General features: G+C 63.0%; 19 protein-coding genes. 10 read left to right on the top strand and 9 right to left on the bottom strand.

Features of this window, described 5'->3' with window-relative positions:
* Positions 1-6 precede the first annotated feature (6 nt).
* On the bottom strand, positions 7-1,518 hold the full coding sequence (locus tag WDB91_RS06310) for a pyruvate kinase (RefSeq protein ID WP_339114282.1): 1,512 nt from the start codon (positions 1,516-1,518) through the stop codon (positions 7-9).
* Between the two features lie 211 nt (positions 1,519-1,729).
* Between WDB91_RS06310 and WDB91_RS06305 the strand changes: the two genes are divergently transcribed.
* Together WDB91_RS06305 and ptsP are read left to right on the top strand one after the other, a co-directional pair.
* Positions 1,730-2,992 (top strand): aspartate kinase, encoded by a 1,263-nt coding sequence (locus WDB91_RS06305; RefSeq protein ID WP_339114281.1) that lies wholly within the window; start codon positions 1,730-1,732, stop codon positions 2,990-2,992.
* A 56-nt stretch (positions 2,993-3,048) separates the two neighbouring features.
* Positions 3,049-5,289, top strand: coding sequence for a phosphoenolpyruvate--protein phosphotransferase (gene ptsP / locus WDB91_RS06300; RefSeq protein ID WP_339114280.1), 2,241 nt, complete (start codon positions 3,049-3,051; stop codon positions 5,287-5,289).
* A gap of 77 nt (positions 5,290-5,366) precedes the next feature.
* Here ptsP and WDB91_RS06295 read toward each other — a convergent pair whose 3' ends face one another.
* Entirely contained in the window at positions 5,367-6,137 is a 771-nt protein-coding gene (locus WDB91_RS06295; RefSeq protein ID WP_339114279.1) for an EcsC family protein, read from the bottom strand.
* A 58-nt stretch (positions 6,138-6,195) separates the two neighbouring features.
* Positions 6,196-6,696: an N-acetyltransferase gene (locus WDB91_RS06290; RefSeq protein WP_339114278.1), complete on the bottom strand. Its 501-nt coding sequence runs from the start codon at positions 6,694-6,696 to the stop codon at positions 6,196-6,198.
* A gap of 102 nt (positions 6,697-6,798) precedes the next feature.
* Between WDB91_RS06290 and WDB91_RS06285 the strand changes: the two genes are divergently transcribed.
* Genes WDB91_RS06285 through WDB91_RS06275 form a run of 3 tightly spaced genes read left to right on the top strand, consistent with a single transcriptional unit; the run spans position 6,799 to position 8,837 of the window.
* Entirely contained in the window at positions 6,799-7,401 is a 603-nt protein-coding gene (locus tag WDB91_RS06285; RefSeq protein WP_339114277.1) for a flavin reductase family protein, read from the top strand.
* Between the two features lie 10 nt (positions 7,402-7,411).
* The gene (locus WDB91_RS06280) at positions 7,412-8,278 is read left to right on the top strand and encodes an S-methyl-5'-thioadenosine phosphorylase (protein ID WP_339114467.1); all 867 of its coding nucleotides are present in this window, start codon (positions 7,412-7,414) and stop codon (positions 8,276-8,278) included.
* Between the two features lie 28 nt (positions 8,279-8,306).
* A complete protein-coding gene (locus tag WDB91_RS06275) occupies positions 8,307-8,837 on the top strand; it encodes an adenine phosphoribosyltransferase (RefSeq protein ID WP_339114276.1) in 531 nt (176 codons plus the stop codon).
* A gap of 137 nt (positions 8,838-8,974) precedes the next feature.
* Here WDB91_RS06275 and WDB91_RS06270 read toward each other — a convergent pair whose 3' ends face one another.
* The 6 genes from WDB91_RS06270 to cyoE all read right to left on the bottom strand — a co-directional run bounded on the left by WDB91_RS06270 (position 8,975) and on the right by cyoE (position 14,884).
* A complete protein-coding gene (locus tag WDB91_RS06270) occupies positions 8,975-10,378 on the bottom strand; it encodes an FAD-binding oxidoreductase (protein ID WP_339114275.1) in 1,404 nt (467 codons plus the stop codon).
* 23 nt (positions 10,379-10,401) lie between these two features.
* Positions 10,402-10,986, bottom strand: a complete 585-nt coding sequence (locus WDB91_RS06265; RefSeq protein ID WP_339114274.1) for a GNAT family protein — start codon at positions 10,984-10,986, stop codon at positions 10,402-10,404.
* Complete coding sequence (locus WDB91_RS06260; RefSeq protein ID WP_339114273.1) at positions 10,986-12,245, bottom strand: pitrilysin family protein; 1,260 nt, start codon at positions 12,243-12,245, stop codon at positions 10,986-10,988. The genes WDB91_RS06265 and WDB91_RS06260 overlap by 1 nt, the downstream gene beginning before the upstream one ends.
* Positions 12,242-13,639, bottom strand: a complete 1,398-nt coding sequence (gene thrC / locus WDB91_RS06255) for a threonine synthase (RefSeq protein WP_339114272.1) — start codon at positions 13,637-13,639, stop codon at positions 12,242-12,244. The genes WDB91_RS06260 and thrC overlap by 4 nt, the downstream gene beginning before the upstream one ends.
* 112 nt (positions 13,640-13,751) lie before the next feature.
* The gene (locus WDB91_RS06250; RefSeq protein ID WP_339114271.1) at positions 13,752-13,928 is read right to left on the bottom strand and encodes a hypothetical protein; all 177 of its coding nucleotides are present in this window, start codon (positions 13,926-13,928) and stop codon (positions 13,752-13,754) included.
* Entirely contained in the window at positions 13,925-14,884 is a 960-nt protein-coding gene (cyoE, locus tag WDB91_RS06245; protein ID WP_339114270.1) for a heme o synthase, read from the bottom strand. The genes WDB91_RS06250 and cyoE overlap by 4 nt, the downstream gene beginning before the upstream one ends.
* Positions 14,885-15,246: 362 nt before the next feature.
* On the opposite strand from cyoE, the gene tldD reads away from it, so the two are divergent.
* From tldD to WDB91_RS06220, 5 genes are all read left to right on the top strand, one after another.
* Complete coding sequence (gene tldD / locus WDB91_RS06240) at positions 15,247-16,671, top strand: metalloprotease TldD (protein WP_339114269.1); 1,425 nt, start codon at positions 15,247-15,249, stop codon at positions 16,669-16,671.
* Positions 16,672-16,912: 241 nt separating this feature from the next.
* The gene (gene dprA, locus WDB91_RS06235; RefSeq protein WP_339114268.1) at positions 16,913-17,953 is read left to right on the top strand and encodes a DNA-processing protein DprA; all 1,041 of its coding nucleotides are present in this window, start codon (positions 16,913-16,915) and stop codon (positions 17,951-17,953) included.
* A 101-nt stretch (positions 17,954-18,054) separates the two neighbouring features.
* On the top strand, positions 18,055-20,799 hold the full coding sequence (gene topA / locus WDB91_RS06230) for a type I DNA topoisomerase (protein WP_339114267.1): 2,745 nt from the start codon (positions 18,055-18,057) through the stop codon (positions 20,797-20,799).
* A 160-nt stretch (positions 20,800-20,959) separates the two neighbouring features.
* Entirely contained in the window at positions 20,960-21,661 is a 702-nt protein-coding gene (locus tag WDB91_RS06225) for a CoA transferase subunit A (protein ID WP_339114266.1), read from the top strand.
* 3 nt (positions 21,662-21,664) lie between these two features.
* Complete coding sequence (locus tag WDB91_RS06220) at positions 21,665-22,309, top strand: CoA transferase subunit B (protein WP_339114265.1); 645 nt, start codon at positions 21,665-21,667, stop codon at positions 22,307-22,309.
* The last annotated feature ends 114 nt before the right edge of the window (positions 22,310-22,423 follow it).

The raw sequence follows: 22,423 nt of genomic DNA, 5'->3' as shown, positions 1-22,423 counted from the left end.
AGCCCGCTATGCAGACCAGCGGACGAAGCCTCCAAGCCGCGCGCTGGTCCTCGTCATGAACCGCTCGGCGCGCAGCAGGACCTCCGACATTTCCCCGATCGCGCGAATTGTATGCGGCCCGTGCTCAAGCATAACGCAATCGGCCGGATGGCTCAGCGCCGCCTCGTTCCACTCGGCACGGCTCTGACGCCCCTCCTGCACCAGCCGCTCCATGAGGCCGGGCGCCCAGAGCACCGGCACCTCTGCCGCACGGCACAGCCAGAAGATCGTGTCCTGCACCTCGCTCAACCGCGCATAGCCCAGCTCGAGTGCCAACTCGGGGCGCGAGATCATCACCCCCACCCCGCAGCGCCCGCCGGTGGCCACGATCAGATCGGGAAGGTTGTGCCATGCCTGCGCTGTCTCGATGCGCAGAATGATCACCGGCCACGGCCCCTCCGGCTGGAGCCGTTCCAGCTCCGCGAAGAACGCCTGCACCGCCTTCGGGGTCTGCAACGAGACGCTGAGATTATCGGCATGGCGCAGGGCCACCTCCAGCGCGGGCAGATCCTCCGGCCCGAGCGGTGGTAACTCCGGCTCGGCGCCGGCAAGACTGACCGGCATCCCCGGTTTGAGCCGTGCGCCCCGTGGAGGTGTCGCGGTCACCTCTACCCGCACCCTGTCGGGACCGCTACGGACGACCTCTCCCTGCAACTTGCCCCCGTTGATCCGAATCACACACCCCTCTGTCAGCGCCTTCCAATGGGCGGGCTGGCTGAGCGTGATGCGGGGAACATCGCCCTTGACCAGTTTTTCGACGACCTCGAACCGGTCGCCGATGCGCAACCGGCCATGGCCGCCGATCATCCGCGCCACTCGGCAGTGCGGCCCGGCAATGTCGATCTGCACCGGCACCCGCCGACCCAGATCCTGCGCGACCTCGCGGGCCATCTGTGCCAGCCCGCTCCAGTCCTCCGGCCCGCCCGAGGACAGATCGATGCGCAGCGCATCGGCGCCTGCCCCGATCAGGTGTCGCAGATAGCTCTCGGCAGTGCGCGGCTCGCCGCCCTCCGGCGGGGTGGTGATGCAGTTGATCCCGAGACTCGCCATGATCCGTGCATGTGGCGCGTGCCGACGGGCGCCAAACATCTGCCCGCGCCGCGCGGCAAGCCGTGCAGGCCCCGCAGCAAAGACCTCGACCGGCGGATAATCAGCCACGGCCTGACCGGAAATTAGCGCCAGAGACGCCAGAACCGCATCGATCGAGGCCCGCAGATGCGGTTCGGCACGGTTGAGCGAGGAAATCCCGAAAGAGGCGAAAGGCGCCTCGAACGGGGCCAGCTCGCCCGGCGCAAGCGAGAGGTAATCCGCCAGATTGCGGGCTGAGGGGTAGAATTCGGGACGTTTGATCCAGTCATCCCACAGGTCCATCTGCCCCTGCGCGCGCTCGTCCATCGCCATCCGCAGCCCCGTCAGCGCCGTAGACAGCCCCGTCGCCTGCGCTTTGCGCTCTTCCATCTCGCGTTCGTGCAAGCTCATAGGCTCCTCCTCCCGAGACAGGACACATGCCAAAGATCCGACGGCACCGGTCTATCAAGGCCGCCGCGCCCTCGCTACCGCCCCACAACGACATTCTTATGACAGAAGCGATGGATCACCATATCGCCACTCTTGCGCAGGGGTAGCGCTTGCTTTAACCGGAACCCGAACTCCCGGCACAGGGACCGGGCAGCGAAGCGAGGGGGAAGATATGCCGCTTCTCGTCATGAAATTCGGTGGCACTTCGGTGGCCGATCTCGACCGCATTGCCAATGCGGCCGCTAAGGTCCAGCGCGAAGTTGAGCGGGGCTATGACGTCATCGTAATCGTGTCGGCTATGTCCGGCAAGACCAACGAGCTTGTGGGCTGGGTCGAGAAGACTGCGCCCCTCTACGACGCGCGCGAATATGACGCCGTCGTGGCCTCGGGTGAGAATATCACCGCCGGTCTGATGGCGCTGCGCCTGCAGGAAATGGGCGTGCCCGCGCGCAGCTGGCAAGGCTGGCAGGTGCCGATCAACACGACCTCGGCCCATAGCGCCGCGCGCTTCAAGTCGATTCCGCGCGACAATATCGACGCGAAATTCGCCGAAGGTATGAAGGTCGCTGTCGTGGCCGGTTTCCAAGGCCTGTCGGAAGAAGGCCGCATCACCACGCTGGGTCGTGGTGGCTCGGATACCACCGCCGTGGCCTTTGCCGCCGCCTTCGATGCCGAGCGTTGCGACATCTATACCGATGTCGACGGCATCTACACCACCGACCCCCGCGTCTCGGGCAAGGCCCGCAAGCTCGACAAGATCGCCTTCGAGGAGATGCTGGAACTGGCCTCGCTGGGTGCGAAGGTTTTGCAAACGCGCTCGGTCGAGTTGGCAATGCGTTTTAATGTGCGCCTACGGGTGCTGTCCTCCTTCGAGGATACCGACGAAAACTCCGGAACCCTGGTCTGCGGCGAGGAAGAAATCATGGAATCGAAAGTCGTCTCTGGTGTCGCCTTCTCGCGCGACGAGGCAAAAATCACGCTGTTCACCATTCACGACCGTCCGGGCGTGGCGCAGGCCATCTTCGGCCCGCTGGCCGATGCCGGTGTGAATGTCGATATGATCGTGCAGAACATCTCGGAAAAGGACTATGACGACACCTATGCCGGTGCTGTCACCGATATGACCTTCTCGCTGCCGATCAATCAGGTCGCCCGCGCCCAGAAGGCGATGGAAGAGGCCAAATCCGCAGGCAAGATCAACTACGACCAGCTGATCATCGATACCGAGGTTGCCAAGGTGTCGGTCGTGGGTATCGGCATGCGCAGCCATGCAGGCGTCGCCGCCAAGATGTTCCAGGCGCTTTCCGCCGAAAACATCAACATCAAGGTCATCTCCACTTCGGAAATCAAGATTTCCGTCCTGATCGACCGGAAATATATGGAATTGGCCGTGCAGGCACTCCATGATGCGTTTGAACTGGACCAGAAAGGCTAACGCCTTTCTACCCTGTTTCGGGCGTAACTATCGAACCAAAGGATCGGCCTTTTCTCATGGCGGAACGCAGTGATAGCGACAGTCGGAACCTGTTGCGCCGTTTGCGCGACGTCCTGGCCGAGCCTGGCAACGGTCAGGACAGGCTGGACCGGATCACCTCGCTGATCGCCCATTCCATGGGCACCGAGGTGTGTTCGATCTACCTGTTCCGCGACCCCGAGACGCTGGAACTCTGTGCCACCGAAGGCCTGAAACCCGAAGCCGTGCACCAGACACGGATGCGTCTGGGCGAGGGCCTCGTGGGCCGCGTCGCCCGTGTCGGCAACCCGATCAACACCCATGACGCCCCCTCTGCCCCCGGTTTCCGCTATATGCCCGAGACCGGCGAAGAGATCTATTCGAGCTTCCTCGGCGTGCCGATCCAGCGGGTGGGCGAGAAACTGGGCGTGCTCGTCGTGCAGTCGAAAGAGGCGCGCGATTACAAGGATGACGAGGTCTATGGCCTCGAGGTCGTCGCCATGGTGCTGGCCGAGATGACCGAGCTGGGCGCCTTTGTGGGCGATGGCGAGGGGATCGGGCACAGCCATCGTTTTCCGGTGATGTTCCGCGGCTCCTCCGGTCAGGAAGGCGCCTGCGAGGGCCGCGTCTGGCTGCACGAACCGCGCGTGGTGGTCACCAATCCCGTGGGCGACGATCCCGATCACGAGAAACAGCGGCTCGAGGATGCCGTGGGCGCGCTTCAGGCGCAGGTCAATGACATGATCTCCGGCTCCGGCGATATGGATATGGACCACCGGCAGGTGCTCGAGACCTACCGGATGCTGGCCAATTCGCGCGGCTGGATGCGGCGGATGACCGAGGATATCGCGCTTGGCCTTTCGGCCGAGGCCGCGGTCGAGAAGGAACAGTCGCAGAACCGTTCGCGGCTCGAACAGGCGGCTGATCCCTATCTGCGCGAGCGCCTCTCGGATCTCGATGACCTCTCGAACCGGCTCCTGCGCCTCTTGACGGGGCAAGGCACCCATACCGGCGCCGAGCTGCCCGAGAACCCCGTTCTGGTTGCCAAGAATATCGGCCCTGCGGAACTCCTTGATTACGGACGCGGGCTGAAAGGCGTGGTGCTGGAGGAAGGCTCGGTCGGCAGTCACGCGGCCGTCGTGGCGCGGGCCCTGGCCATCCCTCTGGTGATCCATACCAAGCGGATCACCACCGAGGCGCTCAATGGCGACCCGATTCTGGTGGATGGCGATCAGGGTGTGGTGCATCTACGCCCCGAAGACCCCGTGGCCAATGCCTTCCGCGACAAGATCGCGATGCAGGCCGAGGCCCAGAAACGCTATGCCGATCTGCGCGAGCTGCCCGCCGAGGACCGGCAGGGCACACGGATCAATCTGGTGATGAATGCGGGGCTTCTGGCCGATCTGCCCTCGCTGCAAAATAGCGGCGCCGAAGGGGTGGGCCTGTTCCGCACCGAGCTGCAGTTCCTGACCCGCTCGCGCGTGCCGCGCCGCGACGAGCTGGCCCAGCTCTATAACCGCGTGATGGATGCAGCCCAGGGCAAGCCGGTGAAATTCCGCACGCTCGATATCGGCTCGGACAAGGTCCTGCCCTATATGAAACCGCAGGACGAGCCCAACCCCGCGATGGGCTGGCGGGCGATCCGCGTAGGGCTCGACAAACCCGGCGTCCTGCGGATGCAGCTACAGGCGCTGATCCGCGCCGCCGGCACGCGCCCGCTGGAGGTGATGTTCCCCTTCATCGCCTGCCCGTCCGAGTTCTACGCCGGACGCGATGCGCTATTGCGCCAGCGCGACCGCGAGGCCGCCCTTGGCCGCCCCGTCCCCGAATGCCTGAAGATCGGCGCCATGCTGGAAACGCCGTCGCTGGGCTTTGCGCCCGACAGTTTCTACCAGACCTGCGATTTCATCTCGATCGGCGGCAATGATCTCAAGCAGTTCTTCTTTGCGGCGGACCGCGAGAACGAGCGTGTGCGCCGTCGCTATGACACGCTGGATGTCAGCTTCCTGACCTTCCTCGAGCGGATCATCGTGCGCTGCGAGGCTACCAATACGGTGCTGAGTTTCTGCGGTGAGGATGCGGGCCGCCCTGTAGAGGCGCTGACATTCGCGGCGCTGGGGCTCAGGACGCTCTCGATGCGGCCTGCCTCGATCGGGCCGATCAAGCACCTGATCCGCCGTGCCGATCTGGCCGAACTGCGCCAGATCGTGCAGCGCGTGCGCAATGAGGGGCATAGCTCTGTGCGCAATGCGGTGACGACCTATCTGGCCCATCTGTAAGGCAGGAAGGGGCTCTGCCCCTCTCGGGGCCTGACGGCCCCGCTTCACCCCGGGATATTTAGGGACGCTGGAAAGGTTCAGCGTTTGCGGCTGATCCGCGCGACCAGTTCCTCGCGCAGGAGGCCTTCGTCGATCTGCGCATCGCGGGCGAGGCGCTTGAGGCCGAAATGCACCCGCGCCACATCCTGATAGTAGCTGGTGAAGGTATAGTTGACCGCAGCGCCCGCCACAGCACCCAGAAGCGGCGCCGCCTGGGCCGCGAGTTTCTGGCCCAGAACTGCCGACAGGCGCGGGGCGACCTTGGCGATCAGTCCCTGCATGGACGAGCCTGTCAATGTCACACGCGTGGCGATCAGACCGACATCGGTGCCGTCATCCTCTTCGAGCGGACCGGCGGAGGCGAAGATTCGCAGGCATTCGGTCTTCACCTCATCAGAGGCCGGATCGAAGCCGTGTTCGGCCGCGATCCCCTGAATGGAGCGCAGGAGCATGGTGATGGTCAACGGCAGTTCTGCGGCCGCGCCGGGCAGGCCCGCAAAGCCTCCCGCCGCCCCCATCGCCGTCGTCAATGCCCTGTTGAGCCAGTCCGGCTTGTCCTCGACGACACCGCGCGAGCGGCCTGCCGCAGCCAGAGCCGTCTGGAGCGCCCTGGCCGTGATTCCCTCCAGACCACCACGCACGGGGCTCGGGAGTTTATTCAGAAGCGTCTCGGCAGAGCCGCCGAGATAGGACAGGAGCTGCATGCCCGGCCCGGAGGCCGAACGGTAGCGCCGCGCCAGCCCGTCCAGCTCGCGCATCACGTTGTGATCGGTCAGGGGTTCGAAGATTTCGGCGGTGGTCTGAGACATGGGCATACTCCCTTTCCGTTCAGATATGGAGCGGGCAGGCGCGAGTGCAAGAGGCCGGTCAGGCGCCCGGGGAAGGGGTCGTGAATTTCTCGACCTCGCCGGTCACGCCTTCCCATGCGCCGGGCACCAGTTCCAGCGCAAGCACACGGTCGGGGTTGGTGGGCGGCGGCATGATCACGTCATCGATCTTCCAGAACCCGAAGCGGCGGTAATAGGGCTCGTCCCCGACCAGCAGCACCCGCTCCCAGCCAATGCGTCGCGCCTCGTTGAGGCTTTCATGCATGAGCATTCCGCCCAGGCCTTCGCCCTGACGGGTGGGGTGGACGGCCACAGGCCCCAGAAGCAGGCAGCGATGCCCCGAGACCAAGATCGGCCAGTAGCGGATCACCGCGGCTAGAATGCCGTCCTGCCGCAATGTAAGGCAGAGCTGGCTGACTTTGGGCACGTTATCGCGCAGCCGGTAGGAGGAAAGCGCGGTCCGGCCGGGCGCGAAGCACAGGTCATAGAGCGCCTCGACTTCCCACCAGTCGGCCTCGTTTTCTTCGTCGAGCTGATACATCGGCCACGCCCCATGCGATCTGATCCCCGAACACCAAGGCTGGGGCTTTCCATTCCGCCTAGCACGCGGCAGTGTCAGGTTCAAACCATAGGAGGCATCGAAATGTTCTATCGTCCTGCTCAGGGACACGGCCTGCCGCATGATCCGTTCAGCGCCATCGTCTCGCCCCGCCCCATTGGCTGGATCTCGACACGCGGCAAGCTGGGCGACAATCTGGCGCCCTATTCCTTCTTCAATGCCGCCGCCTACACGCCCCCGCAGGTCGTGTTTTCCTCGCTGGGTGCGAAAGAGGATCGCGACGGCACCAAAGACAGCCTCGCCCAGATCCGCGAGAGCGGGGTGTTCTGCGTCAATCTGGTAGAGCCCGCGCTGGTCGAGGTGATGAATGCCAGCACCGCGCCCTATCCGGCGGGGGTGGACGAGTTCGCGGCCTGCGGCATCGAGAAGGCCGAGTGCAGCGAGATCGACTGCCCGCGTGTGGCGCAGGCGCCTGCCGCGTTGGAATGCCGGTTTGTGGGAGAGATGCCGTTACTGGGTATGGCAGATGTGCTTGTCCATGCCGAGGTAGTGGGCGTACATCTGCGAGAGGATTGCCTGACAGACGGGATCTACCGTCCGCCAGGCTGGGTCAGCCGGCTGGGCTATCGCGGGGATTATGCCACCGTGACCGATACATGGGAACTGCTGCGCCCGCGTTTGAAGTAAGGAAAACATGATGGACAAGGTAATCGGGATCATCGGCGGCTCGGGGCTTTATGACATTGCGGGGCTGGAAAACCGCAAATGGCAGGCGGTCGAGACACCTTTCGGCACCCCGTCGGACGAGCTGCTGACAGGCGAGCTGGACGGGGTGCGGATGGTTTTCCTGCCCCGCCACGGGCGCGGCCATGTGCATATGCCCACCACGGTGAATTACCGCGCCAATATCGCGGCGATGAAGACCATGGGTGTGACCGATCTGGTGGCGGTCTCGGCGGTGGGGTCGCTGAAAGAAGACTATGCGCCGGGCGATTTTCTGGTGGTGGACCAGTATATCGACCGCACCTTCGCCCGCGAGAAAAGCTTTTTCGGGACGGGGCTTGTGGGCCATGTGCCGTTTTCCCACCCGACCTGCGCACGGCTTTCGGAGGTCTGTCTGGAGGCGGGGCGCGAGGCGGGTGGCACCATGCATAGGGGCGGCACCTATGTGGCGATGGAGGGTCCGCAATTTTCCACTCTGGCCGAGAGCCGCCTCTACCGGAGCTGGGGCGCGGATGTGATCGGGATGACCGGCATGCCCGAGGCCAAACTCGCCCGCGAGGCCGAGATCTGCTACGCCTGTATCGCGATGATCACCGATTACGACTGCTGGCACCCCGATCATGACGCGGTCGATGTGGCGCAGGTAGTGGCCACCGCCAAGGCCAATGCGCAACTGGCGCGCTCGGTCATCGCGGCGCTGCCCAAGCGCCTCAAAGGGCCGCAAAGCGATTGCGCTTCGGGATGTAACCGTGCATTGGACGGGGCGATCATGACGGCGCCCGAGTGCCGCGATCCCGAGATGAAAGAGAAACTGAACTGCGTGGCTGGTCGCGTCCTGTGACCCCCTCCCCGCCCGCACGGAGACACCCATGAAAACCGTCAAGGATTACATCCGCACCATCGCCGATTTCCCGCATGAGGGGATCCTGTTCCGCGATGTCACCACCCTCTTCGCCGACCCGCGCGGCTTCCGCATGGCGATCGACCAGCTCCTGCACCCTTGGGCAGGCCAGCCGATCGACAAGGTTGTAGGGCTCGAGGCGCGCGGGTTCATCCTTGGCGGGGCGATTGCCCACCAGCTGTCGAAAGGGTTTGTCCCGATCCGCAAGAAGGGCAAGCTGCCGGGCCAGACCATCAGCCAGGCCTACAAGCTGGAATATGGCGAGGCGATCATGGAGATGCATGAAGACGCCATCCAGCCCGGAGAGCGGGTGCTGATCGTCGATGACCTTCTGGCAACGGGTGGCACCTGCGGTGCGGGGATACAGCTCATCGAGAAGCTGGGCGGCCAGATCGTAGGCTGCTCCTTCATCGTGGACCTGCCCGAGCTGGGCGGACGCCGCAAGCTGGAAGCGATGGGGCAACAGGTGCAGGTTTTGTGCGAATTCGAGGGACTTTGATCGCGCAGGGTTAAGGGCGCTAACCTTTTATCAGGTTTTAGCGTGCTACACACATCGCGCAGACTGGTTCTGCTGCTTGCAAACACGTGAACCACTTGCAGAGCGCCTCGCCACCACCCATTGGGCGAGGCGCTTTTTCATTCACCCGCCACCAGCACCGCGCCCGGGTTCATGATCCCCTTGGGGTCGAGCGCCGCTTTGACCGCGCGCATCACCGCCAGCTTGCCCGCATCGCCATAGCGCTCCAGATCGCCGGTCTTGATCCGCCCGATCCCATGCTCGGCCGAGACCGATCCGCCGAAACTGTCGACCACCGCATAAACGCAATCCTTCACCGCACCCTTGAGATGGTCATAATCGGCGCGGGTTTTGCCCGCCGCAGGGAAGGCATTGTAATGCAGATTGCCATCGCCCACATGGCCGAAGCAGTTCACGCGGATATCGCCCAGCTCGGCCAGCCCCTCGCCCGCCGCCTTGATGAAGGCCGGAAGCGAGGGCAACGGCACCGAGACATCGTGGCTGGAAATCGAGCCGATGCGCTTGTTCGCCTCGGGGATATTCTCGCGCAGCGCCCACATATCAGCCCGTTGCTGGCCCGATTGCGCGATGACACCATCGCTCACCAGATCGCCCGCAGCCTCGAAGAGCCCCGCAAGCGCCTCCTCGGCATCCATCCCCGCGGGCAGGCCGATCTCGCACAGCACCATCCAGTCCGGCGCCTCGGCAAAGGGCATATGCACCTCGGGGCCGACCTGCGCCAGAAATTCCAACCCCTGACGGGCGATCAGCTCGAAGGCCGATACACAGCCCACCATCCGTGCCTCGGCGATCTCCAACAGCTCCAGCGCCGCTTCGGGGCCCTGAACCACGAAAAACGCCGTGCCAACTTCGGAGGGGCGCGGGAAAAGCCGCAGGCTGGCTGCCGTGATCACACCAAGGCTTCCTTCGGAGCCGATCATCAGATCCTTGATGTCATAGCCGGTATTGTCCTTGCGCAGGCGCTTGAGTCCCGAGACGATCGTGCCATCGGCCAGCACCGCCTCGACGCCCAGACACAGCTCGCGCGTATTGCCATAGCGCAGCACATTCACCCCGCCCGCATTGGTCGCCAGGCAGCCGCCGATCCGCGCCGTGCCCTGAGAGGCCAGCGATAGCGGGAAGAGCCGCCCGCGCGCCTCGGCCGCCTCCTGCACTTGCGCCAGGGTCAGTCCCGCCTCGACGATCATCGTATGGGCATCGGCATCGCGGATACGGGTCATTTTTTCGAGGCTGAGGATCAGCGGGCGGATCTCGCCGGGCATGATCTGCCCAGACACCAGTCCCGTGCCACCGCCATAGGGCACCACCGGCACGCTCTGCGCGTGACAAAGCTTGAGGATCTGCGACACCTCTTCGGTGCTTGCGGGCTTTGCCAGAAGCCCCCCCTGCCCGAACCAGCGCCCGCGCGGCTCTTCCAGATAGCGCGGCTCCGCCTCCGAGAGCGCCAGATCCGGTAGGAGCTCGGAAAGCTCTTCGCGGAAGATATCGTCGGCAGCGCGCATGGAATTTCCTTTATAATCTGGACTTAACCCACATCCGTCCGGCCACGGCGGTCGGGACGCAGGTTGGAATAGAGCACATGGTTGCGCCAGCGGCCGTTGATTTGCAAATAGGCCTGCGCCACACCTTCATATTTGAAGCCGGATTTCTCCAACACGCCGCGCGATGCCGCGTTTTCAGGCAGGCAGGCTGCCTCGATACGACTGAGATCGAGGATGGCGAAGGCGTAATCCACAACCCCTTCAATGGCTTCGCGCATGAAGCCCTGACGGGCATAGCGCTCGCCCACCCAATAGCCGATGGTTCCCGATTGCGCGGGGCCACGGCGGATATTGTCGAGGGTGATAGCCCCCACCACGCGCTCGTCGCCGCGCCGTATGAGGAAGAAGGGCAAGGCAGTGCCTGCGGCCTCGGCCCGTGCGGACCAGTAGACCCGATTGGCAAAGGCCTTGCGCGAGAGATGGTCGTTGGACCAGAGCGGCTCCCATTGGGTCAGGAAGTCGCGGCTCTCCTCGCGCAGGCTCGCCCAGTCGCGATAGTCGGAATGTTGCGGCAGGCGAAGCGTCAGCCGATCGGTTTCCACCTTCGGTTTACGGCGACGCGTCAGCATCAGGCAGCAAGCCTCCGTCGCAATTCCTCCAGATCGGGAGCACGATCAACCGGACCATAAAGGGCGAGCGCCGAATTGGGCTCGGCGATCAGCTTGGCCGCATAGGCGCGCACGGCCTCGACGGTAACACCATCGATACGGTTCGCCGTCTCCTCGAGATCGGGCACACGGCCCCAGACCGACAGATTACGGGCCATCCGCTCGGCGCGGCTTGACGGGCTCTCGAGCCCCATCAGCATACCCGCCTTGATCTGGGCCCGCGCACGGGCGACCTCGACCTCGGACATATCCTCGGCGGCGCGCTTCAGCTCGTCCACCGTCAGGGTGGACAGCTGCTCGACCTCCTCGGCGGAGGTGCCCGCATAGATCGTCATCATGCCCGTGTCCTCATAGGCACCGGCCTGGGAGAAGATCGTGTAGCACAGGCCCTTCTCTTCGCGGATCTTCTGGAACAGCCGCGAAGACATCCCGCCCCCCAGCGCCGTTGCATAGACCTGCGCCGCATAAAGATCGGTCGAGCGGTAGCTCGGACCCTCGAATGCCAGTGCGAAATGCGCCTGCTCGAGGTCTTTCGACTTGCGGTATTCGGCACCCTTCCAGCTCGCAGGCTGGATCAGCGCATCCTTGCGCGGGATCATATGGCCGAAGATCATCTCGGCCTGTTTGACGATGGCGTCATGATCCACATCCCCCGCCGCCGACAGGATCATCTGACCGGGGCCGTAATGCTCGGAAACAAAGCCTGCCAGATCGCTCTGGCCAAAGCCTGCGACCTTTTCCGCCGGACCGAGGATCGTGCGACCGATCGCCTGATCGGGATAGGCCGCCTCCTGCAGCCAGTCGAAGATGATATCGTCGGGCGTATCGAGCGCCTGCCCGATCTCCTGCAGGATCACACCGCGCTCGACCTCGATCTCGCGCTGGTCAAAGACCGGGTTCATCAGGATATCGCCAATGACATCGAGCGCCAGCGGCACGTCATTGCCTAAGACACGCGCGTAATAGGCGGTTACCTCGCGCGAGGTATAGGCATTGATATAGCCGCCCACATCCTCGATCGCTTCAGCAATCTGCAAGGCAGAGCGCGTCTTGGTGCCCTTGAACGCCATATGTTCGAGGAAATGTGCGATACCGTTCTGTTCGGGGCGCTCGTGACGCCCGCCCGCATTGACCCAGATGCCGATGGCGGCAGAGGCCATCGAGGGCATCCGCTCGGTCACGACGCGCAGGCCGTTGGGAAGGGTCGAGAACTGGATCATGCGCGGCGCTCTTTACGGATCAGGGTTTCCAGCGCGTCCAGATCATTGGGGACACGGGTCACACGCTCCTCGCGCTCGAACAGATCGGCCATGCGCGGCGGAAGCTCGGGATGCACAACCGACGCCTCGTTGACCGCCGCAGGGAACTTGGCCGGATGCGCGGTGGCCAGCGTGATCATCGGCGTTGCCGGATCGCGCTCGATCGCATCCATCGCCACCCCCACGCCCACGGCGGAATGCGGGCAGAGCAGCTCGCCGGTCGTCTTGAGCGTCTTGGCGATGATCTCGAGGGTGCGGCCCTCGCCGACGGCACCGCTGTCGTAATGCTCGAGCAATGCTCCCATCGCGTTTCTCGACACGGTGAAGGAGCCCTGATTTTTCAGCTCGTCCATCAGTGCGGCAACCGCGGCGCCATCGCGGCCATAGGCCCAGAACAGCGCGCGCTCGAAGTTGGAGGACACCTCGATATCCATCGAGGGGCTCATCGAGGGTTTCACGCCGCGCTTGGTGTAATCGCCCGCCTTGATGCAGCGGTCGAGAATGTCATTCTGGTTGGTGGCGATCACCAGACGCTCGATCGGCAGGCCCATTTCCTTGGCAAGGAAGCCCGCGAAAATATCCCCGAAATTGCCGGTCGGCACGGTGAAGGACACTTTGCGATGCGGTGCGCCCACGGCCACGGCCGAGGTGAAGTAATAAACGATCTGCGCCAGAACACGGGCGAAGTTGATCGAGTTCACGCCTGCCAGACCGACTTCATCACGGAAGGTGAAATCGTTGAACATATCCTTCAGCTTGGCCTGGCAATCGTCGAAATCGCCCTCAAGCGCCAGCGCATGAACATTGCCTTCGATCGGCGTGGTCATCTGGCGGCGCTGCACTTCCGACACGCGGCCATGCGGGAAGAGGATGAAGACATCGACATTATCGAGCCCACGGAAGGCCTCGATGGCCGCCGAGCCGGTATCACCGGAGGTGGCACCGACGATCGTGACCTTGCGGTTCTGTTTCGCCAGCTCGATCTGGAACAGCTGGCCGATGACCTGCATCGCGAAATCCTTGAACGCGAGCGTCGGGCCGTGGAACAGCTCCAGCAGGAAATGGTTCGGCGCCAGCTGCTTGAGCGGCGCGCGCGCGACATGACCGAACCCGGCATAGGCACGGGTGATCGCGCCTTTCAGCTCTTCATCCGAGAAGGTCTCGGCGGTGAAGGGCTTCATCACGCGGAAGGCGACCTCCTCATAGGACAGACCGGCCATCGCGGCAATTTCGTCCGCGGTGAATTGCGGCACCGTCTCGGGCACATAGAGCCCGCCGTCACGGGCCAGACCCGTCAACATTGCTTCGCCAAAGCTCAGAGCCGGGGCCTGTCCCCGGGTCGAAATATAACGCATGGTCAGTCCTTCGGTTCGTCGGGGTCTGATACGCCAATGCACGGGCGCTGTCATCCCTGACTGCATATATCATGGAAAAATCAACGCAATCTGCGGCAGAAAAGCCCGCGGATCAGCGCGTCTGGGTGATGGTTGTGGGGGCCGCGGCCTCGGTGGCGGCTCCTGTCTGGGCCGAAAGCTTCACGATGGTCAGCCCGAAGACCAAGAGACAGAACACGGCAAGCGTCAGGCCCAGCCCCTTGTTGCGCGAGGCGCGGGCCAGATGCATGGGATACAGCCGACCACTCATGACCAGGTGAACCCTTGCGCGAATTGCGCATAGGCGGGCCACAGATGCAGCGCCTTCTCGACCAGCAGTGCCCCGAAATGCAGCGCCAGATAGAGGAGCGAGAAGTAGAAATAGCGCTTCTCGAAACGGTAGCCCTCTGCCTCTGCGGTCTCTTCGGCGCGGCGCCAGATGACCCAGCCGCCATGGATGAAGATCGCGTTCAGCACCAGCGCCGTGGCCAGATAGACCGGCCCGCCGATCGAAGTCACGCCCAGCCCGATGGCCACCGGCCCGAGGATCAGCGCATAGGCAAGGATATGGCGACGCGTGGTCTTGCGGCCATGGGTCACCGTCAGCATCGGCACTTTGGCCGCCGAATAATCGCTCTTCATGAAGAGCGCGAGCGCCCAGAAATGCGGGGGCGTCCACAGGAAGATCAGGAGGAACATCGCCACTGATTCGACCGATACGCTGCCCGTCGCGACAGCCCAGCCGATCATCGGGGGGAAGGCCCCCGCCGCGCCACCGATCACGATATTCTGCGGCGTCGAGCGTTTGAGCCACATCGTATAGACGATGACGTAGAAAAAGATGGTGAAGGCCAGAAACAGCCCCGCGAAGATATTCGACGCAAGCGCCAGCATCACGCAGGAGATCACCGAGAGCGCCAGGCCAAAGCCCAGAGCCTCGGTCTCGCTGACGCGGCCAGCAGGGATCGGGCGGCTTTGCGTGCGCTTCATGATGCGATCGATATCGGCATCATACCACATATTCAGCGCGCCCGAGGCACCACCACCCAAGGCAATGAAAAGAATGGAGATAAAGCCAACCAGCGGATGCACAGGCAGAGGAGCTACCACAAGTCCCACAAAGGCGGTGAACACTACCAGCGACATCACGCGCGGCTTCAAGAGAGCCACGAAATCGTTGAACTGCGCGTCCTGTCCTTGCGGTTTTACATAGCCGATATCGCTCATCCGTGCCTTCCGGTTCGTCTTTGCCATCTGTCGCGCGGCTGCGCGGCACAAAACCTGTCCAGCTCCTGCCCACGGCATCCCGACCTGTCACGTTTCCGACAAGAGCCGAGAGCTACGAGGTGCCCCGATGCGGCAAAAGCCAAGCCCAATCCGCCTCTGAAAGCGAAATCGCGCAGGGGCCGGATACACCTATTATTGATATTACGCCACATCTTTACATAGTGTGAGCGTTCAAATTTGCTGCTGATGAGCGCGTGCGGCCCAGCGTCCTGTCTTCAAAACTTGTAACGGTGGGCCGGACGCGACATATCCATAGGCAGACCCGCGCGCGCCCGTGCCGCGCGAATAGGAAAGGATACCGCATGAGCGAGACCCGCTTTGCCCCGTTCGAAACCCAGCTGGATGAAGAGCGCGCGCTTGCCGTCTTGCGAGAGGCGACGGCGGGCGCCGATGATGGCGAGCTGTTTCTGGAACGCCGTCGTTCCGAGGCGCTCGTCTTCGACGATGGCCGTGTGAAAAATGCAAGTTACGACGCCTCGGAGGGCTTCGGCCTGCGCGCTGTGCGCGGCGAGGTCTCGGGCTATGCCCATTCGACCGAGCTGACCGAAAGCGCGCTCAAACGCGCCGCCGAGACCGCACGTCTGGCCGTTGGCTCCGGTGGCGGCACGATGGCGCCCCCGCCGCAGGGCACCAATCTGCGGCTTTACACCGATAACGATCCGATGACGGACGCGACCTTTGCCGCCAAGATCGACATCCTCAAGGAGATCGATGCCTTCGCCCGTGATCTCGATCCGCGCGTGGTGCAGGTCTCGGCCTCGATGGCGGCCTCGCTGCAGGAGGTCTTCATCCTGCGCCCCGAAGGCGGGCTGGTGTCGGATATCCGTCCGATGGCGCGGATCAATGTCTCGGTGATCGTGGAGGAAAACGGTCGCCGCGAGTCGGGTAATCATGGCGGCGGTGGCCGCTACGGTCTGGCAGGGCTGATCACACCCGACACATGGCAGCCCGCCGTGCGCGAGGCGCTGCGCATCGCACTGGTCAATCTGCGCGCCGAGGCTGCGCCTGCGGGGCAGATGGATGTAGTGCTGGGTCCGGGTTGGCCGGGTGTCCTCTTGCACGAGGCCGTGGGCCACGGGCTGGAGGGCGATTTCAACCGCAAGAAATCCTCGGCCTTTGCCGGTCTGATGGGGCAACAGGTGGCCGCCAAGGGCGTGACCGTTCTGGATGATGGCACCATCCCCGACCGTCGCGGCTCGATCACCATCGACGACGAGGGCACGCCTTCGGGCAGGAATGTGCTGATCGAGGACGGTATTCTGGTGGGCTATATGCAGGACCGCCAGAATGCGCGCCTGATGGGGGTCATGCCCACCGGCAATGGCCGCCGCGAGAGCTTTGCCCATTGCCCCATGCCGCGCATGACCAATACCTATATGATGGGCGGCGATACCGATCCGGCCTCCATTCTGACCGATCTGAAAGACGGAATCTATGCCGTGGGCTTTGGCGGCGGTCAGGTGGACATCACCAATGGCAAGTTCGTGTTCAACTGCACCGAAGCCTACCGTGTGAAGAACGGTGTTGTGGGCGCGCCGGTAAAAGGGGCCACGCTGGTCGGTGACGGCCCGACCGCGATGCAGAAGATTCGCGCCATCGGCAATGATATGGCACTCGATCCGGGTGTCGGGAATTGCGGCAAGCAAGGTCAATGGGTGCCCGTAGGCGTCGGCCAACCCAGTCTGATGATCGGCGGGCTGACGGTTGGCGGCTCGGCTGCATCCTGACCTTGGGGCACTCGTTTCCTTGGTATGACAACAGGATAGCCGCCTCTCGGGGCGGCTTTTTCTATCGAAAGATCAAATAAATTTTTAGCAAAATTCCAGCGATGCCGGATTCGGTAACCTTTCGTTAATCTTAACGCAGCAATCTGGTTTTGCGATAGAGGCGGAGGACCGGATGAAAACAGGCTTGTTTTCTTACCCCACCCCCTTCACCCCACCCACCACGGAAGAAAATGAACTGCTGGTGCTCCGCCTCTTTCGCTCGCGTCGTATCGGGGCCACGACCTTTCACCGGATCATTGCCGAACACGGATCGGTCGCGGCGGCCTTTGAGGCCCTGCCCGAGATTGCCCGTTCTGCCGGTGTGACCGATTATTCTCCTTGTAGCGAGGCCGCCGCTCTGGCGGAACTGAACGCGGGCCGGAAGGCGGGCGCGCGCCTCCTTTGTTTCGGCGCGCCCGATTACCCGCAGGCGCTCTACGATCTTCCGGATGCGCCTCCTGTCCTGTGGGCAATGGGCGATCTCGGGTTACTCAAACGCCCTGCACTGGCCTTTGTCGGCGCCCGCAGCGCCTCGTCTCTCGGGCGGCGGATGGCGGAAGGTCTGGCCCGCGAGGCGGGCGAGGCAGGCTATGTGGTGGTCTCGGGACTGGCCCGCGGGATCGATGCCGAGGCGCATAGGGCGGCGCTCACCACCGGCACGATCGGTGTGCAGGGCGGCGGGATCGATGTCGTCTATCCCAAAGAGAACAAAGCGCTGCATGCGGATCTTGCCGCGCAGGGGCTGCGACTTTCGGAAAATCCTGTCGGGATGCCGCCGCAGGCCCGCCATTTCCCGCAACGCAACCGCATCATTTCCGGTCTCGCGCGGGCGACGATTGTCATAGAGGCTGCCACGAAATCGGGAAGCCTGCTGACCGCCCGCAATGCGCTCGATCAGGGGCGAGAGGTCATGGCCGTGCCCGGCCATCCGATGGACGGGCGTGTGGGAGGCTGCAACCTGCTGATCCGCGATGGCGCCACATTGATCCGCGATTTCGCCGATATTGCCGAGGCACTGGGACCAGTGCAGACCACGCCCGTCCCTGCCCCCGAGGCTCCGCTCGCGGCGCCCGAAGATCCGGTGCAGGCGCTGCTGGAGCTATTGGGCCCCAGTCCGGTTCTGGAGGAGCATGTGATCCGTGATTTGCGGATCGATGCGGCAAGTTTCGCGCAGATCCTGACCGAACTCGAGCTGGACGGGCTGGTCCTGCGCCACGCCGGAAGCCGGATCAGTCTGGCCTGAGCCAGCCCTGCGACACAGGAAAATCAGGCCCTACATTGACATTGCCCGAAGAAATCCCAATCTTCCGCCCAACTCAAGAACATGCCCAAAGCGAGGTCCATATGGCGGTTGTCGTCGTCGAATCACCAGCCAAGGCCAAGACAATTAACAAATATCTTGGTTCCGATTATACCGTCCTCGCATCCTTCGGGCACGTTCGCGACCTGCCGCCGAAAGATGGTTCCGTCGACCCCGAACATGATTTCGATATGAAATGGGAGGTCGCCTCCGATTCGAAAAAGCACATCAAGGCGATCACCGATGCGCTCAAAGACGATGACACCCTGATCCTCGCGACCGACCCCGATCGCGAGGGGGAAGCGATTTCATGGCACCTCGAGCAGGCGCTTGAGAAGAAGCTCAAGGGCAAGAATGTCAGCCGTGTGACCTTCAACGCGATCACCAAAACCGCGATCCTCGAGGCGATGAAATCCCCCCGTCAGGTCGATACCGCGCTGGTCGAGGCCTATCTGGCACGCCGCGCACTCGATTATCTGGTGGGCTTCAACCTTTCGCCGGTGCTGTGGCGCAAGCTGCCCGGTGCGAAATCGGCGGGGCGTGTGCAATCGGTCTGCCTGCGGCTCATCGTCGAGCGCGAGATGGAGATCGAGGCGTTCAATCCGCGGGAATACTGGTCGGTGGTTGCCCAGATGGAGACCCCGCGCGGCCAGACCTTCGAGGCCCGCCTAACGATGATGGGCGGCAAGAAGCTTGATAAATACGACTTGGCCAACCAGACCGATGCCGAAATGGCCGTGCAGGCGGTGTCCTCGCGCGCGTTGATGGTCAATTCGGTCGAGGCCAAGCCCGCGACCCGCAACCCCTATGCGCCCTTCATGACCTCGACGCTGCAACAGGAAGCCTCGCGCAAATTCGGCATGGGCGCCAAGGCCACCATGTCGGCGGCACAGCGTCTCTACGAGGCGGGCTATATCACCTATATGCGGACCGATGGCATCGACATGGCGCCCGAGGCCGTGATGCAGGCGCGCGACGCGATCAAAGCCAAATTCGGCGAGAAATACGTCCCCAAATCGCCGCGTATGTACAAAAACAAGGCCAAGAACGCGCAAGAGGCCCACGAATGTATCCGCCCGACGGATATGTTTGTCTCGCCCGACAAGCTGAAGGTTTCCGCTGATGACCAGCGCAAGATCTATGATCTGATCTGGAAGCGCACGATTGCCAGCCAGATGGAAGCCGCGCGTTTCGAGCGCACGACCGTGCTGATTGGCTCCAAGGACGAACAGGTCGAACTGCGCGCGACAGGCTCCGTGGTGACCTTCGACGGCTTCCTGAAGGTCTACGACCAGGGCCGTGACGATGATGATGACGAGGACAGCAACCGCCTGCCGCAGGTCATGCAGGGCGAGGCGCTGAAACTCGCCCCTGCCTATGAGGATGCTTTCGGCAAGGCGCAGGGCGAAGACGCGCTAATCGAGGACGAGAAGGCCGGTATCCGCCGCTGCCCCGCCGCTGTGATGAGCGAGAATGCCGCGATCCTCGGCGCACAGCACCATACCCAGCCGCCTGCCCGTTACACCGAAGCGACGCTGGTCAAGCGGATGGAGGAACTAGGCATCGGGCGGCCTTCAACCTATGCCTCGATCGTCACGACCATTCAGGACCGTGGCTATGTCCGCAAGGACAAGAACCGGCTGTTCCCCGAGGATAAGGGCCGTCTGGTGACGGTCTTCCTCGAGAACTACTTCCGGCGCTATGTAGAATACGACTTCACCGCAGGGCTGGAGGACCAGCTCGATGACGTCTCGGCGGGCAGCCGCGACTACAAGGAAGTGCTCTCGCGGTTCTGGCGGGATTTCTCGGCGGCACTGGCCGAGACCTCGGAGTTGCGCATCACCGAGGTGCTCGACAAGATTGACGAGGTGCTGGCCCCCCATATCTATCCGCCCCGTGAGGACGGCTCGAATCCGCGGATCTGCCCCGTCTGTGGCAATGGCCAGCTGCATCTGAAGACCGCCCGTTCGGGTGGCGCCTTCATCGGGTGTGGCAATTACCCCGAATGCCGCTACACCCGCCCGCTTTCCGCACCCGACGGGGATGATGCGGCGCAGGCGCTGGATGGCAAACTGCTGGGCTATGATGAAGGGATGCAGGTCACTCTGCGGGTGGGCCGCTTTGGCCCCTATGTGCAGAAGGGCGAAGTCACCGAGGATGTGCCAAAACCGCCGCGCGCCTCGATCCCCAAGACCTGGTCGCTGGAAGATCTCGATCTCGACAAGGCAATGCTGCTTCTGAACCTGCCGCGCGAGATCGGGCCGCATCCGGAAGATGGCGAGATGATCGAATCGGCCATCGGGCGTTTCGGGCCCTATGTGAAGCACCTCAAGACCTACGCGAATCTGCCCTCGGTGGAGGATGTGTTCACCGTTGGTATGAACCACGCCGTCGAGCTTCTGGCGCAGAAGGCGGCCCGTGGTGGCCGTGGCGCGGCAGCAAAGCCGCTGAAGGAGCTGGGGGACCACCCCGATGGCGGCGCGGTCTCCGTGATGCCGGGGCGCTACGGGCCTTATGTGAAATGGGAAAAGGTCAATGCGACCATTCCCAAAGAGGTCGAACCCGAGCAGGTAACGATGGAACAGGCGGTGGAGTGGCTGGCCGAAAAGGCGGCCAAATCCCCCAAGAAAAAAGCACCGGCCAAAAAACCGGCTGCCAAGAAAACCGCGGCCAAAAAGCCTGCAGCCAAAAAGGCTCCGGCGAAAAAGACGACCGCCAAGAAGGCCGCCCCGAAGAAAGCCACGGCCAAGACACCCGATACCGAGGATGGGTCGGGCGCAGAAGAGTAAGACGGAAAGGCAGGTGCGCAGGCAGCCTGCCTTTTTTCTTGGGCAGATGATCCGAAGCGGGCCGCCCGTTTTCCGTGCCGGCCCACCACCTGCCGCAGCGCAGCATTGACTTGCCCAGAGCGATAGCGCCTTATTGGCATAAACAATTGGAGGAGTATTTATGCAGAAAATTTACGGCTCCGCAGCAGAGGCTCTCGACGGGCTTCTGTCGGACGGCATGCTGATTGCGGCGGGCGGATTTGGCCTTTGCGGCATTCCCGAACTTCTGATCGATGCCATCGTTGCCAGCGGTACGAAGGATCTGACGGTCGCCTCCAACAATGCGGGCGTGGACGGGTTCGGCCTCGGCAAGCTGTTGGAAACGCGCCAGATCAAGAAGATGATGTCCTCCTATGTCGGCGAGAATGCCGAATTCATGCGGCAATATCTCTCGGGCGAACTGGAGCTGGAATTCAACCCGCAGGGCACGCTGGCCGAGCGGATGCGCGCAGGCGGTGCGGGCATTCCGGGCTTCTATACCAAAACCGGCGTGGGCACGCAGGTCGCCGAGGGCAAGGAAGTGAAACAGTTCAAGGGCGAGGATTATATCCTCGAAGAGGGCATCTTTGCAGATCTGGCCATCGTCAAGGCATGGAAGGCCGACGCGACCGGCAATGCGATCTTCCGCAAGACCGCGCGCAACTTCAACCCGCCGGCAGCAATGTGCGGCAAGGTCTGCGTGATGGAAGTCGAGGAGATCGTCCCCGTGGGCAGTCTCGACCCCGATGCCATCCACCTGCCCGGTATCTATGTGCACCGCCTGATCCAGGGTCAGCATGAGAAGCGTATCGAAAAAGTCACCACCCGCCCGAAGGAGGCCTGATCCATGTCTGACGTTCAAAAGGGCTGGGACCGCAACCAGATGGCCGCCCGCGCGGCAAAGGAGCTGGAAGACGGCACCTATGTGAATCTCGGGATCGGCATCCCGACGCTCGTGCCGAACTTCATCCCCGAAGGCGTAAATGTAACGCTGCAATCGGAAAACGGCATGCTGGGCATGGGCCCCTTCCCCTATGAGGGCGAGGAAGACCCCGATCTGATCAATGCCGGCAAGCAGACCATCACCGAACTGCCCAACACCGTCTATTTCGACAGTGCCACCAGTTTCGGCATGATCCGCGGTGGCAAGATCGCGGCGGCGATCCTCGGCGCGATGGAAGTGGCCGAAAACGGCGATCTGGCCAACTGGATGATCCCCGGCAAGCTGGTGAAGGGCATGGGCGGCGCGATGGATCTGGTCGCGGGCGTGAAAAAGGTCGTCGTGGTGATGGATCACCAGAACAAGGCCGGCGAATCGAAGGTGCTCAAGGCCTGCACCCTGCCGCTGACCGGCACCGGCGTCGTGGACCGGATCATCACGAATCTGGGCGTTCTGGATGTGGTCGAAGGCGGGCTGAAGATCGTGGAACTGGCCGAAGGCATCAGCGAGGACGAGCTGCGCGCCGCAACCGAGGCCACATTGGTCGATTGATCCCTCAAGCTGACAATCTTCTAAAGGGCGGATTTTCCGCCCTTTTTTCATCGACCCTCGGATTCATCCTGAACAATTCGCATGATTTCCCCCGAATTTGTCTAAATCTGGAAA

It is taken from the genome of Thioclava sp. GXIMD2076, from assembly GCF_037949795.1.
Classification (GTDB): domain Bacteria; phylum Pseudomonadota; class Alphaproteobacteria; order Rhodobacterales; family Rhodobacteraceae; genus Thioclava; species Thioclava kandeliae.
This window is presented reverse-complemented; position numbering and strand designations above follow the sequence as displayed.

Bases quoted from the DNA above. Each gene is read 5' to 3' on its own strand.
- WDB91_RS06280 (WP_339114467.1), top strand. From the start codon at position 7,412: ATGGACAAGGTAATCGGGATCATCGGCGGCTCGGGGCTTTATGACATT.
- WDB91_RS06285 (WP_339114277.1), top strand. From the start codon at position 6,799: ATGTTCTATCGTCCTGCTCAGGGACACGGCCTGCCGCATGATCCGTTC.
- WDB91_RS06225 (WP_339114266.1), top strand. From the start codon at position 20,960: ATGCAGAAAATTTACGGCTCCGCAGCAGAGGCTCTCGACGGGCTTCTG.
- WDB91_RS06295 (WP_339114279.1), bottom strand. From the start codon at position 6,137: ATGTCTCAGACCACCGCCGAAATCTTCGAACCCCTGACCGATCACAAC.
- ptsP (WP_339114280.1), top strand. From the start codon at position 3,049: ATGGCGGAACGCAGTGATAGCGACAGTCGGAACCTGTTGCGCCGTTTG.
- WDB91_RS06220 (WP_339114265.1), top strand. From the start codon at position 21,665: ATGTCTGACGTTCAAAAGGGCTGGGACCGCAACCAGATGGCCGCCCGC.
- WDB91_RS06275 (WP_339114276.1), top strand. From the start codon at position 8,307: ATGAAAACCGTCAAGGATTACATCCGCACCATCGCCGATTTCCCGCAT.
- WDB91_RS06310 (WP_339114282.1), bottom strand. From the start codon at position 1,518: ATGAGCTTGCACGAACGCGAGATGGAAGAGCGCAAAGCGCAGGCGACG.
- WDB91_RS06305 (WP_339114281.1), top strand. From the start codon at position 1,730: ATGCCGCTTCTCGTCATGAAATTCGGTGGCACTTCGGTGGCCGATCTC.
- topA (WP_339114267.1), top strand. From the start codon at position 18,055: ATGGCGGTTGTCGTCGTCGAATCACCAGCCAAGGCCAAGACAATTAAC.
- WDB91_RS06260 (WP_339114273.1), bottom strand. From the start codon at position 12,245: ATGATCCAGTTCTCGACCCTTCCCAACGGCCTGCGCGTCGTGACCGAG.
- WDB91_RS06265 (WP_339114274.1), bottom strand. From the start codon at position 10,986: ATGCTGACGCGTCGCCGTAAACCGAAGGTGGAAACCGATCGGCTGACG.
- WDB91_RS06270 (WP_339114275.1), bottom strand. From the start codon at position 10,378: ATGCGCGCTGCCGACGATATCTTCCGCGAAGAGCTTTCCGAGCTCCTA.
- tldD (WP_339114269.1), top strand. From the start codon at position 15,247: ATGAGCGAGACCCGCTTTGCCCCGTTCGAAACCCAGCTGGATGAAGAG.
- WDB91_RS06290 (WP_339114278.1), bottom strand. From the start codon at position 6,696: ATGTATCAGCTCGACGAAGAAAACGAGGCCGACTGGTGGGAAGTCGAG.
- cyoE (WP_339114270.1), bottom strand. From the start codon at position 14,884: ATGAGCGATATCGGCTATGTAAAACCGCAAGGACAGGACGCGCAGTTC.
- WDB91_RS06250 (WP_339114271.1), bottom strand. From the start codon at position 13,928: ATGAGTGGTCGGCTGTATCCCATGCATCTGGCCCGCGCCTCGCGCAAC.
- thrC (WP_339114272.1), bottom strand. From the start codon at position 13,639: ATGCGTTATATTTCGACCCGGGGACAGGCCCCGGCTCTGAGCTTTGGC.